The sequence below is a fragment of the Pseudomonas quasicaspiana genome (genome assembly GCF_021147825.1).
GTDB classification, from domain to species: domain Bacteria; phylum Pseudomonadota; class Gammaproteobacteria; order Pseudomonadales; family Pseudomonadaceae; genus Aquipseudomonas; species Aquipseudomonas quasicaspiana.
Genome location: NZ_JAGTPI010000010.1, coordinates 14616 through 36163 on the forward strand (window position 1 = coordinate 14616; position 21548 = coordinate 36163).

A 21548-nucleotide genomic window follows, 5' to 3' on the forward strand; every position below is an offset into this window, starting at 1 on the left:
ATCCGTGGTAAGGCAGGTAAAGAGGCGCTTATGATAACGGCTTTTCGCCAACCCGGCTTGTCCGGCTTGAGTATTAGTCCGGTGCAGCGGCTTTTCATTTTTTCCGCTTGCGCCAGGCGCCTCCACGAGAGAGCCCTGCATGACCTTATCGAATTCAGCATCAACTGCCCCCCTCGCCCGCAAAGCCGATGGCGCAGATCCTTACGCCTGGCTGCAAAACCGCGACACTGAGGAAGTTCTCGACTACCTCAAGGCGGAAAACGCCTGGCAGCAGACACAGCTTGCGGATCAGGAAGCGCTACGCGAGACACTGTTTCAGGAGATCAAAGGCCACATTCTTGAAACAGACCTGTCGCTGCCCTCCCCTTGGGGACCGTATCTGTATTACACCCGCACCACCGAAGGCGACGAATACGCCCGGCATTACCGCTGCCCGCGTCCGGCAGACGACTCGCTGAGCATCGACGAAAGCCGTGAAGAAGTATTGCTCGACCCCAATGTATTGGCGGGGGGCGGTTTCTTCTCCCTCGGGGCCTTCAGCATCAGCCCGGACCACCAGCGTCTGGCCTACAGCCTGGACACCACCGGCGAAGAGGTTTATCAGCTTTACGTCAAAGAGCTGAGCAATGGTCGGGTCAGCAGCCTGCCGTTTGAGAATTGCGACGGCAGCATGACCTGGGCCAACGACAGCCAGACGCTGTTTTTTGGCGAACTGGACGATACCCATCGCCCTCACAAGCTGTATCGCCACCGACTGGGTGATGAATCGGCGGATCTGGTTTTCAGCGAGCCAGACGGCCGCTTCTTCCTGCATTGCTATCGCAGCAGTTCGGAAAAGCAGTTGATTCTCGGGCTCGACAGCAAAACCACCAGCGAAGCCTGGGTGCTGGATGCTGATCAACCGCAACATGCATTCGTGTGCATGGCACCGCGCGTTGAAGGCCACGAATATTCCATCGATCACGGCCAGGTGGATGGCGTGTGGAGCTGGCTGATCCGCAGCAATCAGGACGGCATCAACTTTGCGCTGTATCAGGCTGAGCAAAAAGCCACTGGCGTACCGACCCGCAATGACTGGCAAGTGCTGGTCCCGCACAGCGACACGGTGATGCTTGAAGGTCTGAGCCTCAACGCCAAGGGCCTGACCCTTAGCCTGCGCGAAGGAGGCTTGCCGATCATTGAGGTGCGTCCGCAAGGTCTGCCTGCCTATCGCGTGCAGTTACCGGACGCGGCCTACAGCCTTTACGTGCAGGACACGCTGGAGTTCGACAGCGATAAAATCCGCCTGCGCTACCAGTCCCTGAATCGACCGGCTCAGGTACGTCAACTGACGCTGGCCAGCGGCGAGCAATCGGTCCTCAAGGAAACCCCGGTGCTCGGCCCTTTCGATGCCGATGCTTATGTCAGCCAGCGTTTGTGGGCCACGGCCAAGGACGGTACGCAAGTACCGATCAGCCTGGTGGTCAAGCGTGAACTGGCCGACCAGCCAACGCCGCTGTACCTGTATGGCTACGGTGCTTACGGCGAAAGCCTTGACCCATGGTTTTCCCATGCCCGCCTGAGCTTGCTGGACCGTGGCGTTGCCTTTGCTATCGCTCATGTGCGAGGCGGCGGTGAGCTGGGTGAAGCCTGGTATCGCGACGGCAAGCAGGAAAACAAGCAGAACACTTTCGACGACTTCATCAGTTGCGCTGAACACTTGATCGCCGAGAAGCGCACCAGCGCCGAACACCTGGTGATCAGTGGTGGCAGTGCGGGTGGCCTGTTAATTGGCGCAGTGGTCAACAAGCGTCCCGAGCTGTTCAAGGCTGCGATTGCCGAAGTGCCCTTCGTTGATGTGCTCAACACCATGCTGGATCCCGACCTGCCGTTGACCGTCACCGAGTACGACGAGTGGGGCAACCCGCAGGAGCCAGAGGTTTATGAGCGAATCAAAGCCTATGCGCCGTATGAAAACGTCAGCGCCCAACACTACCCGGCCATGCTGGTGATCGCGGGTTACAACGATAGCCGGGTGCAGTATTGGGAAGCGGCCAAGTGGGTGGCCAAACTGCGGGCTAACAAGACCGACGATAACCTGCTGCTGCTCAAGACCGAACTGGGCGCGGGCCACGGCGGCATGAGCGGTCGCTATCAGGGTTTGCGTGACGTGGCACTCGAATACGGGTTTATCTTCAAGGTATTGCAGATCAAGCCATGAACTCGGATTGAAATCCGTGTCTTAGTAGCTGTGGGGTCGGACGCTTCAAGCGTCCGACCTTGCGCAAATACATCAACACCGTCGATTGGCCAGAACAAGACCCGACCATGTCAGAACAACCGTCACACCTGAATAACGAAATCCGCGACATGCTCATGGACTGTGGGCTGTTTGACCCACTGCTGCCTGCTGATTTCCAGACCGCTGCGGGCTACTTCAACATGGCATCGATTGCCAAGAACGAAGCGATCTTCAGCGAAGGAGATCCGGGCTCGTTCATGAGCATCATCCATTTGGGCACGGTCTCGGTGCAGAAACTCAACCCTGATGGGCAGACGGTGGAAATCGCCGTGTTGCGTCGTGGCCGGGCATTTGGCGAAATGGCTGTGCTGGATGGCGAACGTCGCTCGGCCAGTTGCATCGCCGCAACCGATTGTCAGTTGCTGAATCTGGGCCGGGACGCGCTGGAAAAAATGCTCGATGAAGCGCCGCGGGTTGCTGCGAAGATCATCCGTGCACTTGCCACGTCGCTGTCCAAACGCCTGCGCATGGTTGATGGCCAGTTATTGGCGCAGCAGGTTTAGTTGTTTGTCTCAAGTAATTCGCAACGTCTGAGCAGAAACTGGCTTTAAATGTGGGAGCGAATTCATTCGCGAAAGCGGTGTGTCAGCCCAGAATTCTTTTCAGGAACGTCCCCTTCGCGAATGAATTCGCTCCCACGCAGACTGTGTGAAAACTACTGCGCTCGGCAACACTGCGTTAAAAACAGGCGAAAAATGCTCATTAAGAACACCTAGACTCCGCTTTTTCGCCTGTTTTTGCCTTGTCTTGCCGTCGCTCGCTACGTTTTCACACAGTTTGCACGGGAATAGTGTATGCAGACCAATATCCCCCACCGGGATTGCGCCTGCAGGGATACACAGCCCTTTCACCACTCGTGGTTCATAGACGTTCAATCGGCTATTTAGGCCGAGGCGGCATAGGCGTAGGAGTATTCGGGTCCTGCCCAGGCACCGGCTGCCCTTTGGGTGGCTGCGGCAGTTCGACTTTGGGCAGCAATGCCCCGTCGCCCTGGGTACCGTTTATGAGTGCAGGCCCCGGCGGAACGACCTGGGGATACGGCGTCGGTGTAGCGGTGCCCGGCGAGCCCGATGCGGGGATAGATGCCGCAGACTGATTATCTGCATACCCGACATTTACCCAGAGCGCAGTCAGGATAATCGCCGGTAGAATAGCGCGCTTCATCAATGGCCTCCTGTGCCAAACGATTGTTGTGCCGTTCAGCCTACTCCTGGCCGACGACCTATGGTCAAAAATCTACTTCCAGATGAGTCCTCAATGAAACGTTTCGTACTGCTCGACACCACTGCCATTCCCGATAACGGCGGTGCTTTGTGCCTGTTCGAATACGGTGAAGACTTTGTGATCAAGATTCAGGGCGGCGATGGCGGCCAGTTGATGAACACTCGCATGCACGGTTCTGAAGACGCTCTGGCTGAGATCCCCTGCAAGAAAGTCGCTTCACGGGTACAGCCTCGCGTGTTGATCGGCGGCCTCGGCATGGGTTTTACCCTGGCCTCGGCGCTCAAGCATCTGGGCAAAAATGGCGAAGTGGTAGTCGCTGAGTTGGTCCCGGGTGTGGTGGAGTGGAATCGCGGGCCGCTGGGCGAGAAGTCCGGCAACCCGCTGCTGGATCCGCGCGCCAAAGTGATCGTTCAAGACGTCGCTCAGGTACTGAAAAGCGAGCCTCATGGCTTCGATGCCATCATGCTCGACGTGGACAACGGCCCCGAAGGTTTGACGCAGAAGTCCAACAGCTGGCTCTATTCTTCCGGTGGCCTGGCCGCGTGTGCGCAGGCTCTACGCCCCAAAGGCATTCTGGCTGTGTGGTCAGCCAGCGCCGATCAGAAGTTTTCCGACAAGCTGCGCAAGGCCGGCTTCAAAGCTGAGGAGGTGCAAGTCTTCGCCCACGGCAACAAGGGCACGCGGCACACCATCTGGATCGCCGAAAAACTCAAAGGCTGAACCCGACGCGACGCGCTAGACTTGACGCATTCATTATTGTTTCATCGACCGAATCCGATACAGGTGACCTCATGAGCACGGCCAATCCACCCTCCCACACCGCCAAGCTGGATCGCATCCTCGCCGACGCCCAGCGCGACCGCGAGATGGGTTATCGCGACAAGGCGCTGCGTATGTATCCCCACGTCTGCGGCCGCTGCGCCCGTGAGTTTGCCGGCAAGCGCCTGAGCGAACTGACCGTGCACCACCGCGACCACAACCACGACAACAATCCTCAGGATGGCTCCAACTGGGAATTGCTCTGCCTCTACTGCCACGACAACGAACACTCACGCTACACCGACCAGCAGTACTTCTCGGAAAGCTCCACCAGCAGCCCGAAAGCCTCCAAGGCCACGCACAACCCGTTCGCGGCGTTGGCGGGGTTGATGAAGAAGGAATAGAAGCAGTTTCGAGCTGCAAGCTTCAAGCTGCAAGTAAGAGCAACCCAATCCGCTTGTAGCTTGTAGCTTACCGCTTGCGGCTTTGCCACCGTATAATCGCCCGCTTTTCCCTGCGAGCACTTCCCCGTGGCAAACAAACGCTATGCCTGCATTGGCCTGTTCAATCCCAAGTCTCCGGAAAACGTAGGCTCCGTGATGCGTGCAGCGGGTTGTTACGGGGTGGCTTCGGTGTTTTACACCGGTAAACGCTATGAGCGCGCTCGGGACTTCGTTACCGACACCAAAAAGATCCATCAGGACATCCCCCTGATCGGCATCGAAGACCTGAAAAGCATTCTGCCCCTGGGCTGCATTCCAGTCGCGGTCGAACTGGTGGACGGGGCCCGCGCCCTGCCGGAATACACTCACCCGGACCGTGCGCTGTATATCTTCGGGCCCGAAGACGGCTCGCTGGACAAAGAAATTCGCGACTGGTGTGAAGACGTCGTCTACATCCCGACTCAGGGCTGTATGAACCTGGCTGCCACCGTCAATGTGGTGCTTTACGACCGCATGGCCAAAGGCGTCAACACGCGCTCAGGTCCACAATTCGGTCGGGAACAGGCTGATTCGTAAACAGCTCGGTGAAATGGATTGAACAGTTTCGGAAGGCAATAGTCAGTTCTTACTGAACCGAAAATCATCCCATCATGGAGCAACATCATGAGCGATACCCCGATCGTAGAACGCATTGACGACGCCATCGAAGGCAAACCAGAACAGAACGTTCAAGGCTGGGAGCGTGTTGGCTCGCTGGCAGGCGGCGTATTGATGATGGGTAAAGGCCTGCGTCGGGGCGGTTTCTTCGGCCTGATTCAGCTGGCCATTGGCGGCGCGGTGCTGGCCCGCGGTATCACCGGGCATTGCTCGGCCAAGAGCATGGTCGAGAAAAGCCGCAATGATCTGGACATCGCCAAATCGCGCATCAAACGTGCCGGTGACGAGTTGAGCTTGTTGAAGACCAAAGCCGAAGTGGCGACTGAAGACGCGCTGACTGAAGGTCTGGAAGCGCTGACCAAGCCGAAGAACGGGCTGTAACCCGGCCTCGAGTTAATGTGGGAGCGAATTCATTCGCGAAGGGGCCGGTTTGTCTGGCCCATATTCAGCGGCTGAGATACCGCCTTCGCGAATGAATTCGCTCCCACGAATATCTAACCGAATCACGCATTACCCGGCGCGAAAGATCAGATAATCCTCCCAATCATCCTCAGGCACGCTGTTCTCGCTGACCATGCGACCAGACTGAGAGATGCGTTCTTTGTGTACCGCATCCCGATCACCACACACCAGGTGATGCCAGAGTGGCAGGTCCTTGCCTTCGCTGACCAGACGATAACCACAGGTCGGCGGCAACCATTTGAATTCGTCAGCCTGCCCCGGCGTGAGCTGGATGCAATCCGGTACCGAAGCCCGGCGATTAGGGTAATCCGTGCACTGGCAGGTTTTCAGGTCGAGTAACTTGCAGGCGATACGTGTGTAATAGACGCTGTTGTCGTCCTCGTCCTCAAGCTTCTGCAGACAGCACAGGCCACAGCCGTCACACAGCGACTCCCACTCGGTGTTGTCCAGTTGGGCAAGGGTCTTGCGGATCCAGAAAGGTTCGACTTTAGCGGCCATGGGTTCGGGCTATCAGCATCAGGTAGGAAAAAGGCCGCCAGTCTAGTGCGACAGGGGCTACGGGCCAAGTGTGATCGACTGTCGGTACTCAAGACTTGTCATCGGACGGACGGCGCAGTAGCTTTAGTGCGCTGCTTTTATACAACATGCGCTAGTCGACATCCGCGATGCCTGCCGTCCACGGCCCACCGCTTGAGCGTTCCTCCATCCTCGCCTTTCAGGATTCCCATGAGCACAAACCCTCGCGTCGCCGATTATCCCATCGACCCACAATTCACCGAACGCTGGTCGCCTCGCGCGTTCAGTGGCGAAAGCATCCCTCAAGAAACCCTGCTGAGCTTTTTCGAAGCCGCTCGCTGGGCACCTTCGGCTTATAACTCGCAGCCTTGGCGTTTTCTGTATGCACGCCGGGACACGCCGAACTGGGAGCGTTACCTGAGCCTTTTGGTCGAGTTCAACCGTAACTGGGCACAACATGCGGCGGCACTGGTGATCGTGATCTCCAAGACCACCTTCACCGCACCCGGCGCCACGGAAGAAAGCCCGGCGCTGTGGCACACCTTCGATACCGGTTCCGCCTGGGGCTATCTGGCTCTGCAAGCAAGCTTGAGCGGCTGGCACACCCACGGCATGGCCGGTTTCGATCAGGAACTGACCCGCAAAGAACTGAATATTCCCGAGGGCTACGCGGTGCACGCAGCCGTGGCAATCGGCAAGCTGGGCGACAAATCGATCTTGCCGGAATACCTGCAAGGCCGCGAAGTGCCAAGCCCGCGTCAGACCGTGGCGCAGTTGGCAGCAGAAGGTGATTTCAGCCTGTAAGCCAATGGTAACCTGATGAATCCCTGTGGGAGCGAATTCATTCGCGAAGAGTTCAGTACAGTCGAAACAATTATGCCGCCTGTAATGACGCCTTCCCGGATGAATCCGGTCCCACAGGTCTCTTCGCGAGCTTGAATTTCAATATCCCCGCGAAAAATCCACTTCCCCGCGCAGCTGCTCACCCGCCTCATAGGCTTTGAGATTTTCAAGAAACAGCCCGACCATCGCCACGGGCGAAGTCGGCGCCGAACTGTGACCGGTCAGCAGCAAACCCCAGGCGGTCCAGAACGGGTGGCGCTGCGGCAGCGGTTCCTGACGGCAAACGTCAATCACTGCGCCCGCCAGATGCCCTTCCTTGAGGGCCTCCACCAAATCAGCATCAACCACCGAAGTACCGCGCCCGACGTTCATGAACAAGCCCGTAGGCTTGAATTTGGCGAACAGTTTCGCGTCGTAAAGATCGTGGGTTTGCGGCGTGTTAGGCAGCAGGTTGATCACGTAATCCACCTCCCCCACCAGCCGGTCCAGATCTTCCATCGCGCCGACCTCAACGAAAGGTGCCTGAGTGCGCGCACTCGATGCGATGCCATAGACCTGCACGCCAAACGGCGCCAGGAATTGCGCCACGCTCACACCAATATCACCCGCGCCGACGATCAAGGCCTTGCGGCCTGCGAGACTCTGGCCGCTGCGGTTGTCCCACTTGCGCTCGACCTGGCTGACCAGACGCGCCAGCACTTCACGTTCGTGACCCAGCATGTAGGTCAGCACAAACTCGGCCATGACCTGACCAAATATGCCAACCGCTCGGGTCAAACGGTAATCTCGGGGAAGACCTTCGGCGAGCAGCGGCGTAATGCCTGCCCAGGTCGATTGCATCCATGCGGGTTTATGTCCCTGACGCAGCAGATTGGCCAACAGGTCCGGCTGGCCGAGCCATACCGGGCAATCAGTGGCAAACCTGGACAACTCCGCAGAGTCGCCCGTGCTGAGGATTTCCAGTTCCGGCGCAGCCTTGCGCAGCAGTTGGGTATAGACAGGGTAATCGTGTTCGGCGATCAGAACGCGCATGGCTTCAAAACCTTAAAAACAATACAAGCGACCACTGACCGGCAATGCGCCCTGACTCGGCGCGCTGACCAGTATCAATCTTTATAACTTCGGCTAACGGGTGCTGGTTTGGGCTCAGACCGGATCATTGCGGCGCAACAGCTCTTCGGGCAAGTGTTCGATGTACTCGTCCTCCGCTGGCGGCATCTGCAAGTGATAACCCTGGGTGTCGAGGTTCTCCAATACCTTGTTGATGTCTTCGCGAGACAACGCTCGCTCCGGGCTCAATACCAGATCGAATGCGTGAAACGGCTTGCCGAATGCAACCATCAATTCAGGCGGTACGCGCTTGAGCTCATCGCTCTTGAGCACGTACAGGTACATTTCATTTCTTTTGGTGCTGCGGTAAATCGAGCAAATACGCTTCACTGCTGTTCTCCTGCGTTGGCCAGGCTATCGAGCAACGCCTGGCCCATCAATTCGCGACGCCAGCCACGCAGCGAATCGGGCAATTGATAGGGGCCGTTAGGGAAACCGCTTTTAAGCAGGGCTTCCAGGGTCTTTTTGCGCAACATCAGCTCTGACGCCATATCCAGTTGTTCGGCATAGCGCTGGCCAACGGCACGGAGTGTCTTGATCACGGCCGCGGCTTCGATCGGCAAAGGCTCAGGTAGCGCTGGCGGCCATTGATCCGGCGGCACGCTGCTGGCTGTCTTGATCAGGTTAAGCAGAAACTCGCCATCCTGACGCACGGTCTTGGGGTGCATGTCATCAATCTTTGCCAGCGCCGCCAGACTGTCCGGCTGAGTCCTTGCCAGCGGCCACAGCGAGTGCTCGCGCAAGATGCGGTTACGCGGCACATTGCGGGCACGGGCCTCACGCTCACGCCAGGCACACAGTTCGCGCAGGACTGCCAACTGAGCGCGGGACAGTTTCCAGGCCAGCTTGGCCTCGCGGTAAACCTCATACGGATCAACATCGCGACGCAAATTGGCAACCAGCTCGGCACCGTCGTCTAGCAACCACGCGTATTTTTCGTCAGACAGTCGCGGGCGTAGAAGGCTGTAAAGCTCGGCCAGATGCACCGCGTCTTCCGCTGCGTAGCTGATCTGCGTTTCGGACAACGGACGCTGCAGCCAGTCCGAACGGGTCTCGCCTTTAGGCAGGTCGATGTTCAGGACGTCCTGAACCAGACGCGAGTAGCCCATGGAGAAACCCAGGTTCAGGTAAGCAGCCGCCAGTTGAGTATCGAACAGCGGCGCGGGCAGGCTGCCAGTCAGACGCAACAAAACCTCAAGGTCTTCGCTGCAGGCATGCACCACTTTGATGACGTCAGGGTTTTCCAGCAGTGCAGCCAGCGGCCGCCAGTCATTGATCAGCAGCGGGTCAATGAGCCACGCGCTGGTGCCGTCACCGATCTGCAGCAACGCCGCGATAGGGTAAAAAGTGTCGACCCGCATGAACTCGGTGTCGAGTGCAACAAAGGGCAGCGACTGCCACTGTGCGCAATGCAGGGCGAGGCTGTCGTCGTCGCGAATCCAGTGAATATCGATGGCCACACGGCTCTCCCTTGAAGAATGGCGCGCAGTATATATCGCACTCGGCAATTACCGCGCATCTGTCCTGCAAGTGTTAAACATCTTCATCCTGGATTTGCAGGTAATATGGGCAATTCTTGACCGTTCATCGGGCCAGCGTTCCGACCTTCAGAACGCCAACTGGCCCTGTTCGTCGATTTGGAGCTTTACGCGCTCCAGACGCAACAGGAATTCCTTGCGATGCTTGCCGCCGCCATAACCTGTGAGCGAGCCGTCTGCACCGATCACCCGATGGCACGGCAGAACGATGGACATGCGGTTGCTGCCATTGGCCAGCCCGACCGCACGGCTGCCGCCTGGCTTGCCCAGCAACAGCGCTATTTCGCCATAGGTGCAGGTGGTGCCATAAGGCACCTGACGTAACGCTTCCCATACTTGATTCTGAAAAATACTACCCGGAGTGTGGAGCGGGACTTCAAAGCGGGTCAGCGAGCCTTCGAAGTAGCGTTTCAGTTCGTCTTCGATCTGCAGCAGATGCGGCGTGTCTCCCGCGCCGATCAAATAGCCGAAACGGCTGCGCAGCTCTTCGACCTCACGCATCAGGATCGGCCGATCCAGGAATTCGAGCATCACCAACCCGCGCTTTTCCGCCATGGCGAGCATTGGGCCGAGGGGCGTTGGCAAGATTTTGAAATACAGCGGCTCGCCGGTGGAAGGCTTTGCTGGCCGGGTTTGCAGCAGGGTTTTCAGGGCGGCGTTGAAGGCGAAGATCTGTTCAGTTCCTGCCTTGTCGATTCCTTCCAACGGATGCTCCTGTGTTTTATATAGGTACTGATAGTCGCGCGGAGCCCATGACTCAGCGCTTTCTAACGGCAAACACCGAACCTGTGGGAGCTGGGCTTGCCCGCGATAAGGCTGGACGCGATTCACTTCAGATCACACCCACCTTATCGCGGGCAAGCCTTATCGCGGGCAAGCCCAGCTCCCACAGAGATTGCATTTCAGACCGTTGACTCTGTTTCATTTTAAACCCATAAAAAAGCCGCGACAGGTTTACCTGTCGCGGCTTTAGCTCATCCCGTCAGCCCGCGATCAAACCGCGCTGCGACGATACGCCCGGTATTTCGGCTGCCAGAAATTACGCTGGATCGCCTCAACCAGAAACTCTTCGGTGGTTTCCAGCGCCACACCGTCCGCCTGAGCCTGCTTGGCGACCGCCAAAGCGATCTTCTTGCTGACTTCCTGAATCTCCTTCAGCGGCGGCAATACTGCGTCGCCCTTGCCCGTCACCATCGGCGAACACTCAGCCAGCGCGTTGGACGCCGCCATGAGCATCTTGTCGGAGATCCGCGTGGCTTTTGCCGCGATAACACCCAGACCGATGCCCGGGAAGATGTAGGAGTTGTTGCACTGTGCAATGTGGAACGTGCGATCGCCCACAGTCACTGGCGCAAAGGGACTACCGGTAGCCACCAATGCATCGCCGTTGGTCCAGGTCAGAACTTCCTGCGGGGTGACTTCGACTTTAGACGTCGGGTTGGACAGCGGCATGACCAGCGGCTTGGCGCAGTGTTTGTGCATCTCGCGGATGATTTGCTCGGTGAACAGGCCACGCTGGCCGGAAACACCGATCAACACAGTCGGCTTGCCGTTAGTCACTACGTCCAGCAGTTCAGGATAACCCGCACCGTTCGACCAGCCCGCAACGTCACCCGCTTTCTGGGCCAGGTTCTTCTGGAATTCCAGCAGGTTGTCCATGCTGTCAGTCAGCAGGCCAAAACGATCCACCATCATTACCCGCTTACGAGCTTCTGCTTCGGTGAGGCCTTCAATCACCATCGCGGCGATGATGTGCTCGGCAATACCACAACCCGCCGAACCTGCACCGAGGAAAACCACGCGCTGCTGACCGAGGGTTTCATTCTTGGCTTTACAGGCGGCGAGCAAAGTCCCCACCGCCACCGACGCGGTGCCCTGAATGTCATCGTTGAAGCAGCAAAGCTCGTCGCGGTACTTGTCCAGCAACGGCATGGCGTTGGTCTGGGCGAAGTCTTCGAACTGCAGCAACACGTCCGGCCAGCGACGCTGAACGGCTTCGATGAACAACGCGATGAAGTCTTCGTACTCTTTGCCGGTCACCCGCTTGTTGCGCCAGCCCATGTACATCGGGTCGTCGAGCAACTCTTGGTTGTTGGTGCCGACGTCCAGCACGATAGGCAACGTGTAAGCCGGGCTGACCCCGCCGCACGCGGTGTACAGCGACAGCTTGCCGATTGGAATACCCATGCCGCCGATGCCCTGATCGCCCAGACCGAGAATTCGCTCGCTGTCCGTCACGACGATGATCTTGATCCGGTCTTTAGTGGCGCTACGAAGAATGTCATCAATGCGGTCGCGATCCGGATAGGAAATGAACAGACCGCGGTGAGTGCGATAGATTTTGGAGAATTCCTGACACGCCTGCCCTACCGTCGGCGTATAGATGATCGGCAGCATTTCATCGAGGTGGGAATCCAGCAGACGGAAGAACAACGTTTCGTTGTTGTCCTGGATCGAACGCAGATAAATATGCTTATCCAGATCGCTCGCGCACTGCTGATACTGGCTGTATACACGCGTGACTTGCTCTTCGATCGTCTCTACGTTTTGCGGCAGCAGACCGATCAGATTGAATTCGACCCGCTCTTGCGGGGTAAAAGCACTGCCTTTATTCAGCAGGGGCATTTCCAGCAGCGAAGGGCCGGCATAGGAAATATATAAAGGTCGCGAAGTCTTGGTCATTTTCAGTTATCGCCTTTTCTTGTCTACTCGTATTCAGTCCGTACAACCAAGGCTGGCAACCTGGAATCTCCATGCAGAGCGCATCAGAGCCAGCCCCGAAAAATCGGGGGTCGTGAAATCAAGGTGCACATCTTACTCGCGCAAAATCGTGTTGCGACAATTTGCCGCTACTACATGGCGAAAGGATGGCAAAAAATCAGACTCGAATGCCCCGGCGCTGCTGGTTAAACTCGGAATTGTCACGGAATATGTTGACCCCTTTAGGAGCTGCCGAAGGCTGCGAAGGCGTTTTCCTGACATACCCTATTTCGCAGCCTTCGGCAGCTCCTACAAAATCGTGCGTATCTTCCCCATTTCAATGAGGTAACCCATGCTCAACAACCGACGCTTCTCGGCATTCCTGTTCGACATGGATGGCACGTTGCTCAACTCCATCGTTGCCGCCGAGCGGGTCTGGACTCACTGGGCAGAACGCCACGGCCTGGACGTCAAAACCTTCCTGCCCACGATCCACGGGGTGCGATGCATCGACACCATCCGCAACCTCAACCTGCCCGGCGTTGACCCAGAGCTGGAAGCCGATGCCATTTCCCAGGCTGAAATTGACGATGTAGAAGGCGTCATCGAAGTACCCGACGCCGCGCGCCTCCTCGCCTCTCTCCCGCCAGAGCGTTGGGCTATCGTCACCTCCGCCCCACGCGCCTTGGCCGAAGCGCGCCTGAAAGCTGCTGGACTGAAATTACCGGTCAACATCGTCACCGCTGAGGACGTCAGCCAAGGCAAACCCGCCCCGGACTGCTTTCTGCTTGCAGCCAAACGACTGGGTGTTGATCCGAAAGACTGTCTGGTATTTGAAGATGCACCCGCAGGCATTGCAGCGGCTGAAGCAGCAGGCGCGAGTGTGGTTGTGATTACGGCGACGCATGAGCATGAAATGGAGACCCAGCACGGGACGCTGGCGAGCTATGAAGGGGTGACGGTGGTTGTTGACGCTGAAGGGTTGGGATTGATGCGGGTTTAAAGCAGGAAAGACAGCCCGCGCTCAAGAGCCTGACTACTAAGATAGTAATCGTCGCGATCGTGATAAAAATTCCAGCGGCGACTGCCATGGAATACCATAAAAACTCATCAGCAACCTCTCCAGCCTCTCCAGCATCGACTCCATGAGACCAAGCGCGGTAGGTATCTACCGCACGCGATACAGGTTGCCAGCCTAAGCTCTCCGCCCCGTTGTGATATTTCGTCCAGCCCTTCTCCTCGATAAATAGCCGAATTCGAGCTCGAATGAACTCGCCTGCGCGAATATCGCCAACCTAAAAAACGACGAAAACTTGTCTCCAGTCGGATACACTTGGCAGTGACGTACACAATACAGCAGACACAAATTTTCACCCATTGGCACGCAGGCTTGCGCGACATACGGGCCAGGATCGCTATAGCGCGACGTATTGAGCGCGTATCGGCAGGTAATCTGGGAGACGTGAAAGCCGTCGGCGAAGGAGTGTCCGAGATGCGCGTAGATGTCGGCGCAGGATACAGAATCTATTTCACCACCCGGGACCGTACGATCATCGTGCTCCTGGTCGGCGGGGATAAATCAACTCAGCCGGGTGATATAAGGCAGGCAAAAATAATGGCGAAGGAGGTTTGATAAATGTCCACTACCCTAGTGCCGTTTGATATGGCAGCGATCCTTGACAGCGACGAGGCGATCAACGAATACCTCTCCCAGGTTCTTGCTGATGGTGATACGGACGAACTGATTCGTGCCGTGGGCCATGTAGCAAAAGCACGTGGCATGGCTCAGATAGCCAAGGATTCAGGACTTGGCAGAGCCAGTCTGTACAAAGCTTTGGCTCCAGGTGCAAAGCCGCGCTTTGACACAGTACTGAAAGTATTAACTGCACTCGGAATCAAGCTGGTCACTCATCGTCCTTAACCAGAATCCCAGTCCGAGGTAGCCATGCTCAACAACCGACGCTCTAGGCACTCCTGTTAGACTTGGACGGCAAGCTGCTCAATTCCATCGTCGCCGCCGAGCGGGTCTGGAATCACTGGGTGAACGTCATGGCGTTGACGCAGCATGAGATAGAGACGACGCACGCGACGCTGGCGAGCTATGAAGGGGTGACGGTGGTTGTTGACGCTGAGGGATTGGGGCTTATTAGGTACTCACCACCAGAAGGGATGCAAGCAAAAAGCGATTAGCTGAGTAGCCTGGCCAGCAACAGCGTTACCGTGGACACTGCGCCAATCATGCCGATGGCAATTGCGACGGGATACCAGAAGATTTCGCGAGTCATTTTGCGAGCTTCAGCATTGAGCTTGGTTTTTTCAGCGCCAAGCTTGTCAGCCTCCAAAACGAGCTTGCGAGCTTCAGCTAATATTTTGTCGATCTCGGCTTTGGTTTTTTCGAGCTCGGTTTCAGTCATGACGCGTTCCTGCATGGTTTCCCCTGAAATGAGCGCCTATATAAGCCTGCGCCCCTGAAACTGATTTCCCTCGTTATGCCGAGTGGATTCAGGTTCATCTTCAGCCAATTCCAATTGGCGACTGCGGTAGTTATTCATATCTCCAGGCTCTCGACTATCAACCTGAGGAAAACAGGACGATTCCTACACTTCAACGGGACTGCGTTAGCAGATTGACTTGAGCGAACCCTCTGTTTGCCCGCAAGCCGATTGACGACGTGGTGACTTGGACCTCACAGAACTTGTGGGAGCGAGGCTTGCCCGCGATTCAATCGCCGCGAAGCATCAGGCACACACAAACAGCGCCCTCTATCCGTCTAACCCATCACCCCAATTCACGCATCAATACCCCACCGTCTACGCCGAGTGCCAACGCTCGCCGAAATGACAAATCTGCGTAATCCATAAAAAGTCGCGCCAGATGATTAAGCGCTACCTCCTGCGTTCAATGCCTACAACGAGAATTTGCTGTCGCTATTGAGCGCCAGCATCCCTGCGCAGGACTGCCGAACTGAACAAAATGAAATCGCCCAAATGCTGAGTGATGATTGCGACAGTGATAGGCAGCTGCAGAGTTTGATATTCATGGACTGCGATATTTCGAAATCCCACCATGTTTTTCATGACGGTTAGTAATGATGCGTCCAACCATCCGCCGCGATGGAGCAGTTCAAAGACATCACGAGCACTCTGCGGAATCCCAAGCCCCTCACGACGGATAAGGTGTTGCCCCATATCCAGAGCAGCCTCACAGGCACGCTGAATGTTGAGTATCGCGGCATCTTGACGAGTGAAATCAAACTCAAAAGTTGCGGGATTTTTTTCGTACTCTTCCCGCACCCGTTGGACACAGCGCTCAATAGAAGCTGCTTTATTGATTAGCACATCATCGACCATGAACAATCCCTTTCTTTCGGATATCGTCGAGTAATCCCGACCTGGCGGAGTCCAGTGAAGTTTTCTCGCTGAGCACAAAAGCCTCAAAAACTCCTGCGGCCTCATTTTTAGCCCAAACTCGGCGGCCCTTGGTAATAATCTGATATTGCATAACTGTCGAAGCCGTACGCAGGTCGATCAAATCGACAGGAAGATTCACAATATCTGCGATCTCACCTGCCAGACGCCAGAGGTCAACAGGGTCAAGACTGCCAGCAACCAAAACGGCGATATCCAGATCGCTTTCCGCGTTGGCATGACCATTGGCCTGACTTCCAAAAATATAAACAGCTAGCAAACCTGGCAACCGGCTTCGCACATGCTCCAATATATTCTGAATATTCATCTGCAGCTTCTCAGAGAGTGACTCGGACAGACCGTAACAGAACCGTTAATCAAGGTCTCACCCAATCCCCCTGACAACCGTTCAAAAACAAAAAAGCCCCAGAAGCATAACTTCTGGGGCTTTCATTTGTATGGCGGAGAGATAGGGATTTGAACCCTAGGTACTGTCGCCAGTACAACGGATTTCGAATCCGTCCCGTTCGGCCACTCCGGCATCTCTCCAACGGCGCGCATCATAACAGTTCAATCGCAGAAGGCGATACCTTTTGCTGATTTTTTTTCGTGCTATCAAGCGCTTGCGTTACTTTTCCGTCTTAGAGCGGTACGCCTAGACGGTTGGCGACTTCTTCGTAGGCTTCGATAACGTCACCGAGGCCCTGGCGGAAGCGGTCTTTGTCCATTTTCTTCTTGGTGTCCTTGTCCCACAGGCGGCAGCCGTCCGGGCTGAATTCGTCGCCCAGGACGATGGAGCCGTCGCTGAACACGCCGAATTCGAGTTTGAAGTCGACCAGCAGCAGACCGGCGTCATCGAACAGTTTGCTCAGGACTTCGTTGACCTTGAGCGACAGTTCTTTCATGCGAACCAGTTGCTCGGCGGTGCCCCAACCGAATGCCACGACGTGGGATTCGTTGATGAACGGGTCGCCTTTGGCGTCGTCCTTCAGGAACAGCTCGAAGGTGTATGGGTTGAGCTTGAGGCCCTCTTCGACGCCGAGGCGCTTGACCAGGCTGCCCGCAGCGTAGTTACGCACGACGCATTCGACCGGGATCATGTCGAGCTTTTTGACCAACACTTCATTGTCGGCCAGCAGTTTGTCGAACTGGGTCGGAATGCCTGCTGCTTCGAGCTTCTGCATGATGAAGGCGTTGAACTTGTTGTTCACCATGCCTTTGCGGTCCAGTTGTTCGATACGCTTGCCGTCGAACGCCGACGTGTCGTTACGGAACAGCAGGATCAAGCGGTCAGCGTCGTCGGTCTTGTAAACCGATTTGGCTTTGCCGCGGTAGAGTTCTTCACGTTTTTCCATGATGGGCTCCGCTTGCTAAGTAGTTGGGCTAGGCGATATGTCGCCAGTCGAGCCCTGAATCTTGATCGGCCAATTGTAACCAGTCCGGATCGCACCCGAGGGTGTCGACGAAACATTGCCGGGCCAGATGCGGCAGGTTGTTCTTGCTGCTGAGGTGGGCCAGTACCAGATGTTGCAGGTCCTGCCAGCCCAGCTCGTTCACCAGGCTTGCGGCCTGATGGTTGTTCAAATGTCCTTCGCTGCCACCGACCCGCTGCTTCAGGAAGTATGGGTAGTGACCGCGAGCAAGCATGTCCCTGCAGTGGTTGGACTCGATCATCAGGGCGTCCAGGCCGTGGTAGCTTTGCAGCACCGTCGGGCAGTACGACCCCAGATCTGTCAGCAGGCCGAAGCGACGCGTGCCGTCGGTGAAGACGAACTGCGTCGGTTCAAGGGCATCGTGAGCGACGGACACCACATGGATGTTCAACGCCCCCAGTTGCAAATCCTGGCCGCCTGCCAGATACCCGGCGACTTCAACAGGCTTGCGCAACCCTCTCGCCGTGCCGCTACTCATGTACACCGGAAGATTGTAGCGCCGAGACAGCAAACCCACGCCATGCACGTGATCGGCATGTTCGTGGGTCACCAGAATCGCGCTCAACTGATGCGCGCTAAGCCCTAGCCGCGCCAGTCTTCGTTCGGTTTCCCGCAGGGAGAAACCACAATCCACCAACACATGGGTATTGCCGCTGGCTACCAGCGTGCCATTCCCTTGGCTGCCGCTGCCTAATACTGCGAAACGCACTTAACCCAGGTTGTCTTGAATGACACCCAGTACGCGACGGGCAACATCTGCCGGCGCGACGGTGTTGATGTTCTTCTCGACGGTAACCTGAACGTTGTCACCCACTTTGCTCAAGCGCACTTGATAACGCTCGGCACGGGCATCGATCTCTTCCTTGGTTTCCTTGCTGCCGAACAGGCGGCCGAACAAACCAGGCTTGTTCTCAGGCGTATCAGCCCGCTCTGCCAGGTTGATGTAGTACAGACCCAGGCTGCGGTTGATGTCTTCAACGCGCCATTCACCCTGATTCAGGGCTCGACCTACGCTGGACCATGCGCGATCCAGATCCGAACCGACGTTCAGAACCGGGTTGCCGCTACCGTCTTCGCTCAAGGCGACACGACTTGGGGTGTCGTAGTCACGCGCTGCCAGCAGCGATACGGAACCGCCCTGGGCAGAGCTGCGGCTCAGGCTGGCCAGCATGTCATCGGTCAGTGCGGCATCGAGTGCCACGTTGGTAGCGCGATCAGTGAACGGGACATCAGCGGAGCTACCGGCTGGGCGCTCGGCGCTTACCACGTAGATTTCACTGGTGTTGCGCTGCACGCCTGGCTCGATACGCACTCGCACGCGAGTTTCAGCATCAGAGGCCGTGCCACTCGCGCTCAGGCGCTTGGCAACGGCAGCGGACAGCTCGTCCAGACGCTGCCAGGTAGTGCTGAACTCACCAGTTTGCGGGCGATCTTCGGCGATACGGAAACCGTTATCCTCGAAATACTGATGCGCGACTGGCCAGACTTCGGCAGGCGCACGCTGAGCGAGCACCCAGCTGTTGTTGCCGCTCTTCTGCAGACTGAAGTCGCTGGAGTCCGCTACGGTCGACAGCGGTTGCGGGCGAGGAACTACGAATTCGCCTTTGGCGGTGTCGTCCGCCACGTTGCGCGGGATCGGCAACAGAGGGTCAAGACGCTTCGTCTCGGAGACACCCGGCGGAATCTGCATCGGTGCAGTTTGCTGTGCTTCGAGGTAATCGCTGCCACGGTCACGGAAGTAACCATCTTCACCCCAGAGCCAACCGCAACCGCTGGTGCTGGAGATAATCAAGGCAAGTGCGGAAAGTCCGGCCAATCGCTTCATTGCGTAATGCTTCCTCAATTAAACCAGAACGCCGGACTGGCGCAGGGCCTGACGCAGCGGTTCGTGACAGGCCTGACTCAGCCAGGTGAGCGGCAGACGGATACCGTCCGGCATCAAACCCATTTCGTTCAGGGCCCATTTCACGGGGATAGGGTTGGATTCGATAAACAGGGTCTTGTTGAGCGGCATCAGCTTTTCATTGATGGCCCGCGCAGTCTCGGCATCCCCGCGCATGGCGGCGGCACACAGCTCGCTCATGGCGCGCGGTGCAACGTTGGCCGTTACGGAAATATTGCCCTTGCCGCCCAGCAGAATCAGTTCGACCGCCGTAGGGTCATCACCGGAATACACCAGGAAGTCGCTGCTGACACCGGCCAGAATGGCCTTGGCACGCTGCAGGTCGCCCGTAGCTTCTTTAATACCGATGATATTCGGCACCGTGGACAGGCGCACGACGGTTTCAGGCAGCATGTCGCAGGCTGTTCGGCCTGGCACGTTGTAAAGAATCTGCGGGATATCGACCGCTTCGGCGATAGTCTTGAAGTGCTGATACAGCCCTTCCTGGGTCGGCTTGTTGTAATACGGCGTGACCAGCAGGCACGCATCGGCGCCAGCGCGCTTGGCGTTGTTGGTCAACTCGATCGCTTCACGCGTGGAGTTTGCGCCGGTACCTGCGATGACAGGAATACGACCTGCAACCTGATCGACCACACGACGGATCACTTCGATGTGTTCGTTCACATCGAGCGTGGCCGATTCACCTGTGGTGCCAACGGCAACAATGGCGTTGGTGCCTTCTTGCAGGTGGAAGTCCACCAGTTTGCTCAGGCTGTCCCAGTCCAGACGTCCCTGTGCATCCATGGGTGTGACCAGTGCCACCATACTGCCCGCAATCATGCAAACCGCTCCTGCCGGAAAAAGAGAGCGGTAATGGTACTGGCGCTATCAGCCTAGTACAAGCGAAGTACCACGCTGTGAGCATTCCCCTGAGCGATGGTTTTCGCTACCCTTCGTTCTTTGATCGGTACTGGTCATCTGCGCGCCTCCTTCAATCGGTCGATTTTATCGTCAGAACCCCTGCTCCAGCGCTGTTGCAGCCTGCCTTCGGTAATCAGGCAGACGCACTCCGCCAGAAGCTGCGGCGGGTGTCTGGCGCTGTTGATCGTCGATTCGGTCCTGCAAGCCAATAAATGTACCGACCGCTCATCATCTAGGAATGCTGCATGTCGTCCACCCCCACAGTTCGCGAACAATTCCTTGTCATCAGTGCCCTTGGCGCAAACCCAATGGAGCTGACCAACGTCCTGTGCCGTGCCAGTCACGAAAGTCGTTGCTCGGTTGTCAGCTCACGCCTGACCCGTCACGGCGAATACAGCGCGTTGATTCTGCAGGTCTCCGGTAGCTGGGATGCGCTGGCCCGCCTGGAAACCGGCCTCCCCGGCCTGTCCAAGAAACATGACTTCACTACCAGTGTGGTGCGCAGTGCCACGCTGGAAAGCCGTCCAGAGGCGCTGCCTTACGTGGCTTACGTCAGCTCGGCGTATCGCCCGGACATCATCAATGAGCTGTGCCAGTTCTTCATGGATCACAATGTGGAACTGGAAAACCTGATCTGCGATACCTATCTGGCTCCGCAGACCGGTGGCACCATGCTCAACGCAACCTTCACCGTGACCTTGCCTGCGGGCATCCAGATCAGTTGGCTGCGCGATCAGTTCCTGGATTTCGCCGACGCGCTGAACCTCGATGCACTGATTGAACCGTGGCGTCCGCAAGCTCCTATGTAAGGAAATCCCATGGCTGTAGCAGTAGATCAACCGGTTAGTGATTTTCAGGTGCAAGCCACCAGCGGGCAGGCCGTGAGCCTGGCCGAACTGAAGGGCAAGCAGGTCGTGATTTACTTCTATCCGAAGGACAGCACACCGGGCTGTACCACTCAGGGTCAGAACTTTCGCGATCAGCACGAGCAGTTTCAGGCGGCCAACACGCTGGTATTTGGCGTGTCGCGAGACAGCCTGAAGTCCCACGAGAACTTCAAGGCCAAGCAATCGTTCCCGTTCGAGCTGATTTCGGACAAGGACGAAGCCCTTTGCCAACTGTTCGATGTGATCAAGCTCAAGAAGCTGTACGGCAAGGAATACCTTGGCGTGGATCGCAGCACCTTTTTGATCGACAAGGATGGCGTGCTGCGCCACGAATGGCGCGGTGTGAAAGTGCCGGGGCATGTGGAAGCCGTGCTGGAGAAGGCTCAGGCGTTGAATAAAGCCTGATCGACTCTGAATTGGCGTCGCCCCCATCGCGGGCAAGCCTCGCTCCCACATATGGACGCAATCTCATGTGGGCGCGAGGC

25 protein-coding genes, 1 tRNA gene and 2 pseudogenes are annotated in these 21548 nt (G+C 57.0%); 13 read left to right on the forward strand and 15 right to left on the reverse strand.

What is annotated here, in order from left to right:
• The first annotated feature begins 139 nt into the window (after positions 1 to 139).
• Together KDX30_RS08930 and KDX30_RS08935 are read left to right on the forward strand one after the other, a co-directional pair.
• Positions 140 to 2200 (forward strand): S9 family peptidase, encoded by a 2061-nt coding sequence (locus KDX30_RS08930; RefSeq protein ID WP_231675571.1) that lies wholly within the window; start codon positions 140 to 142, stop codon positions 2198 to 2200.
• 107 nt (positions 2201 to 2307) lie between these two features.
• Positions 2308 to 2784: a cyclic nucleotide-binding domain-containing protein gene (locus KDX30_RS08935; RefSeq protein WP_122708300.1), complete on the forward strand. Its 477-nt coding sequence runs from the start codon at positions 2308 to 2310 to the stop codon at positions 2782 to 2784.
• Positions 2785 to 3160: 376 nt separating this feature from the next.
• Here the strand turns inward: KDX30_RS08935 and KDX30_RS08940 are convergent, their stop codons facing one another.
• Positions 3161 to 3445, reverse strand: a complete 285-nt coding sequence (locus KDX30_RS08940) for a hypothetical protein (protein ID WP_122707682.1) — start codon at positions 3443 to 3445, stop codon at positions 3161 to 3163.
• A 93-nt stretch (positions 3446 to 3538) separates the two neighbouring features.
• Here KDX30_RS08940 and KDX30_RS08945 point away from each other — a divergent pair, with 93 nt between their 5' ends.
• The 4 genes from KDX30_RS08945 to KDX30_RS08960 all read left to right on the forward strand — a co-directional run bounded on the left by KDX30_RS08945 (position 3539) and on the right by KDX30_RS08960 (position 5745).
• Positions 3539 to 4225, forward strand: a complete 687-nt coding sequence (locus KDX30_RS08945; RefSeq protein WP_027901866.1) for a spermidine synthase — start codon at positions 3539 to 3541, stop codon at positions 4223 to 4225.
• Between the two features lie 71 nt (positions 4226 to 4296).
• Positions 4297 to 4668 carry a YajD family HNH nuclease gene (locus KDX30_RS08950; protein WP_122707684.1) on the forward strand — a complete coding sequence of 124 codons (372 nt, stop codon included), beginning with the start codon at positions 4297 to 4299 and terminating at the stop codon, positions 4666 to 4668.
• 126 nt (positions 4669 to 4794) lie between these two features.
• Positions 4795 to 5283 (forward strand): RNA methyltransferase, encoded by a 489-nt coding sequence (locus KDX30_RS08955; RefSeq protein ID WP_087265375.1) that lies wholly within the window; start codon positions 4795 to 4797, stop codon positions 5281 to 5283.
• An 87-nt stretch (positions 5284 to 5370) separates the two neighbouring features.
• Positions 5371 to 5745, forward strand: a complete 375-nt coding sequence (locus tag KDX30_RS08960) for a YgaP family membrane protein (protein ID WP_027901863.1) — start codon at positions 5371 to 5373, stop codon at positions 5743 to 5745.
• 129 nt (positions 5746 to 5874) lie between these two features.
• Here KDX30_RS08960 and KDX30_RS08965 read toward each other — a convergent pair whose 3' ends face one another.
• A complete protein-coding gene (locus KDX30_RS08965) occupies positions 5875 to 6324 on the reverse strand; it encodes a YcgN family cysteine cluster protein (protein WP_027901862.1) in 450 nt (149 codons plus the stop codon).
• A gap of 228 nt (positions 6325 to 6552) precedes the next feature.
• On the opposite strand from KDX30_RS08965, the gene KDX30_RS08970 reads away from it, so the two are divergent.
• The gene (locus KDX30_RS08970; protein WP_099269102.1) at positions 6553 to 7146 is read left to right on the forward strand and encodes a nitroreductase family protein; all 594 of its coding nucleotides are present in this window, start codon (positions 6553 to 6555) and stop codon (positions 7144 to 7146) included.
• Positions 7147 to 7284: 138 nt separating this feature from the next.
• Here the strand turns inward: KDX30_RS08970 and KDX30_RS08975 are convergent, their stop codons facing one another.
• The 5 genes and pseudogenes from KDX30_RS08975 to KDX30_RS08995 all read right to left on the reverse strand — a co-directional run bounded on the left by KDX30_RS08975 (position 7285) and on the right by KDX30_RS08995 (position 12515).
• Positions 7285 to 8217, reverse strand: a complete 933-nt coding sequence (locus KDX30_RS08975; protein WP_231675572.1) for a D-2-hydroxyacid dehydrogenase — start codon at positions 8215 to 8217, stop codon at positions 7285 to 7287.
• A 114-nt stretch (positions 8218 to 8331) separates the two neighbouring features.
• Positions 8332 to 8625 (reverse strand): YcgL domain-containing protein, encoded by a 294-nt coding sequence (locus tag KDX30_RS08980; protein ID WP_027901859.1) that lies wholly within the window; start codon positions 8623 to 8625, stop codon positions 8332 to 8334.
• Complete coding sequence (rnd, locus tag KDX30_RS08985) at positions 8622 to 9755, reverse strand: ribonuclease D (protein WP_099269100.1); 1134 nt, start codon at positions 9753 to 9755, stop codon at positions 8622 to 8624. The genes KDX30_RS08980 and rnd overlap by 4 nt, the downstream gene beginning before the upstream one ends.
• Before the next feature lie 147 nt (positions 9756 to 9902).
• Positions 9903 to 10520: pseudogene (locus KDX30_RS08990) on the reverse strand (methylated-DNA--[protein]-cysteine S-methyltransferase); the annotation flags it as partial.
• Between the two features lie 306 nt (positions 10521 to 10826).
• Positions 10827 to 12515, reverse strand: a complete 1689-nt coding sequence (locus KDX30_RS08995) for an NAD-dependent malic enzyme (RefSeq protein ID WP_099269098.1) — start codon at positions 12513 to 12515, stop codon at positions 10827 to 10829.
• Positions 12516 to 12885: 370 nt separating this feature from the next.
• Between KDX30_RS08995 and KDX30_RS09000 the strand changes: the two genes are divergently transcribed.
• The 4 genes and pseudogenes from KDX30_RS09000 to KDX30_RS29715 form a co-directional block, all read left to right on the forward strand.
• Positions 12886 to 13536 (forward strand): HAD-IA family hydrolase, encoded by a 651-nt coding sequence (locus KDX30_RS09000; RefSeq protein ID WP_231675573.1) that lies wholly within the window; start codon positions 12886 to 12888, stop codon positions 13534 to 13536.
• 336 nt (positions 13537 to 13872) lie between these two features.
• Positions 13873 to 14166 (forward strand): type II toxin-antitoxin system RelE/ParE family toxin, encoded by a 294-nt coding sequence (locus KDX30_RS09005; protein ID WP_027899161.1) that lies wholly within the window; start codon positions 13873 to 13875, stop codon positions 14164 to 14166.
• Between the two features lie 3 nt (positions 14167 to 14169).
• The gene (locus tag KDX30_RS09010; protein WP_099269095.1) at positions 14170 to 14454 is read left to right on the forward strand and encodes an addiction module antidote protein; all 285 of its coding nucleotides are present in this window, start codon (positions 14170 to 14172) and stop codon (positions 14452 to 14454) included.
• Positions 14455 to 14507: 53 nt separating this feature from the next.
• A pseudogene (locus KDX30_RS29715) lies at positions 14508 to 14599 on the forward strand (HAD family hydrolase); the annotation flags it as partial.
• Between the two features lie 120 nt (positions 14600 to 14719).
• On the opposite strand, the gene KDX30_RS09020 reads toward KDX30_RS29715, so the two are convergent.
• The 8 genes from KDX30_RS09020 to dapA form a co-directional block, all read right to left on the reverse strand.
• Positions 14720 to 14947, reverse strand: a complete 228-nt coding sequence (locus tag KDX30_RS09020; RefSeq protein ID WP_099269093.1) for a hypothetical protein — start codon at positions 14945 to 14947, stop codon at positions 14720 to 14722.
• A 513-nt stretch (positions 14948 to 15460) separates the two neighbouring features.
• Positions 15461 to 15883 (reverse strand): type VII toxin-antitoxin system HepT family RNase toxin, encoded by a 423-nt coding sequence (gene hepT / locus KDX30_RS09025; protein ID WP_231675574.1) that lies wholly within the window; start codon positions 15881 to 15883, stop codon positions 15461 to 15463.
• Entirely contained in the window at positions 15873 to 16268 is a 396-nt protein-coding gene (gene mntA / locus KDX30_RS09030; protein ID WP_231675575.1) for a type VII toxin-antitoxin system MntA family adenylyltransferase antitoxin, read from the reverse strand. The genes hepT and mntA overlap by 11 nt, the downstream gene beginning before the upstream one ends.
• 131 nt (positions 16269 to 16399) lie before the next feature.
• Positions 16400 to 16489, reverse strand: a tRNA-Ser gene (locus KDX30_RS09035).
• Positions 16490 to 16581: 92 nt separating this feature from the next.
• The gene (gene purC / locus KDX30_RS09040) at positions 16582 to 17295 is read right to left on the reverse strand and encodes a phosphoribosylaminoimidazolesuccinocarboxamide synthase (protein WP_077571533.1); all 714 of its coding nucleotides are present in this window, start codon (positions 17293 to 17295) and stop codon (positions 16582 to 16584) included.
• Between the two features lie 28 nt (positions 17296 to 17323).
• Positions 17324 to 18082 (reverse strand): MBL fold metallo-hydrolase, encoded by a 759-nt coding sequence (locus KDX30_RS09045; protein WP_027899152.1) that lies wholly within the window; start codon positions 18080 to 18082, stop codon positions 17324 to 17326.
• A complete protein-coding gene (bamC, locus tag KDX30_RS09050) occupies positions 18083 to 19198 on the reverse strand; it encodes an outer membrane protein assembly factor BamC (RefSeq protein ID WP_231675576.1) in 1116 nt (371 codons plus the stop codon). It abuts the gene before it with no gap.
• 18 nt (positions 19199 to 19216) lie between these two features.
• Positions 19217 to 20095 carry a 4-hydroxy-tetrahydrodipicolinate synthase gene (dapA, locus tag KDX30_RS09055; RefSeq protein ID WP_027899150.1) on the reverse strand — a complete coding sequence of 293 codons (879 nt, stop codon included), beginning with the start codon at positions 20093 to 20095 and terminating at the stop codon, positions 19217 to 19219.
• A 326-nt stretch (positions 20096 to 20421) separates the two neighbouring features.
• On the opposite strand from dapA, the gene KDX30_RS09060 reads away from it, so the two are divergent.
• The gene (locus KDX30_RS09060) at positions 20422 to 20985 is read left to right on the forward strand and encodes a glycine cleavage system protein R (protein ID WP_027899149.1); all 564 of its coding nucleotides are present in this window, start codon (positions 20422 to 20424) and stop codon (positions 20983 to 20985) included.
• 9 nt (positions 20986 to 20994) lie between these two features.
• A complete protein-coding gene (locus tag KDX30_RS09065) occupies positions 20995 to 21468 on the forward strand; it encodes a peroxiredoxin (protein ID WP_231675577.1) in 474 nt (157 codons plus the stop codon).
• Positions 21469 to 21548 lie beyond the last annotated feature (80 nt).

Coding starts and splice junctions, on each gene's coding strand:
- KDX30_RS08930 (WP_231675571.1), top strand. CDS start 140: ATGACCTTATCGAATTCAGCATCAACTGCCCCCCTCGCCCGCAAAGCC.
- KDX30_RS08935 (WP_122708300.1), top strand. CDS start 2,308: ATGTCAGAACAACCGTCACACCTGAATAACGAAATCCGCGACATGCTC.
- KDX30_RS08940 (WP_122707682.1), bottom strand. CDS start 3,445: ATGAAGCGCGCTATTCTACCGGCGATTATCCTGACTGCGCTCTGGGTA.
- KDX30_RS08945 (WP_027901866.1), top strand. CDS start 3,539: ATGAAACGTTTCGTACTGCTCGACACCACTGCCATTCCCGATAACGGC.
- KDX30_RS08950 (WP_122707684.1), top strand. CDS start 4,297: ATGAGCACGGCCAATCCACCCTCCCACACCGCCAAGCTGGATCGCATC.
- KDX30_RS08960 (WP_027901863.1), top strand. CDS start 5,371: ATGAGCGATACCCCGATCGTAGAACGCATTGACGACGCCATCGAAGGC.
- KDX30_RS08965 (WP_027901862.1), bottom strand. CDS start 6,324: ATGGCCGCTAAAGTCGAACCTTTCTGGATCCGCAAGACCCTTGCCCAA.
- KDX30_RS08970 (WP_099269102.1), top strand. CDS start 6,553: ATGAGCACAAACCCTCGCGTCGCCGATTATCCCATCGACCCACAATTC.
- KDX30_RS08975 (WP_231675572.1), bottom strand. CDS start 8,217: ATGCGCGTTCTGATCGCCGAACACGATTACCCTGTCTATACCCAACTG.
- KDX30_RS08995 (WP_099269098.1), bottom strand. CDS start 12,515: ATGACCAAGACTTCGCGACCTTTATATATTTCCTATGCCGGCCCTTCG.
- KDX30_RS09000 (WP_231675573.1), top strand. CDS start 12,886: ATGCTCAACAACCGACGCTTCTCGGCATTCCTGTTCGACATGGATGGC.
- KDX30_RS09010 (WP_099269095.1), top strand. CDS start 14,170: ATGTCCACTACCCTAGTGCCGTTTGATATGGCAGCGATCCTTGACAGC.
- KDX30_RS09020 (WP_099269093.1), bottom strand. CDS start 14,947: ATGACTGAAACCGAGCTCGAAAAAACCAAAGCCGAGATCGACAAAATA.
- hepT (WP_231675574.1), bottom strand. CDS start 15,883: ATGGTCGATGATGTGCTAATCAATAAAGCAGCTTCTATTGAGCGCTGT.
- mntA (WP_231675575.1), bottom strand. CDS start 16,268: ATGAATATTCAGAATATATTGGAGCATGTGCGAAGCCGGTTGCCAGGT.
- purC (WP_077571533.1), bottom strand. CDS start 17,295: ATGGAAAAACGTGAAGAACTCTACCGCGGCAAAGCCAAATCGGTTTAC.
- bamC (WP_231675576.1), bottom strand. CDS start 19,198: ATGAAGCGATTGGCCGGACTTTCCGCACTTGCCTTGATTATCTCCAGC.
- dapA (WP_027899150.1), bottom strand. CDS start 20,095: ATGATTGCGGGCAGTATGGTGGCACTGGTCACACCCATGGATGCACAG.
- KDX30_RS09060 (WP_027899149.1), top strand. CDS start 20,422: ATGTCGTCCACCCCCACAGTTCGCGAACAATTCCTTGTCATCAGTGCC.
- KDX30_RS09065 (WP_231675577.1), top strand. CDS start 20,995: ATGGCTGTAGCAGTAGATCAACCGGTTAGTGATTTTCAGGTGCAAGCC.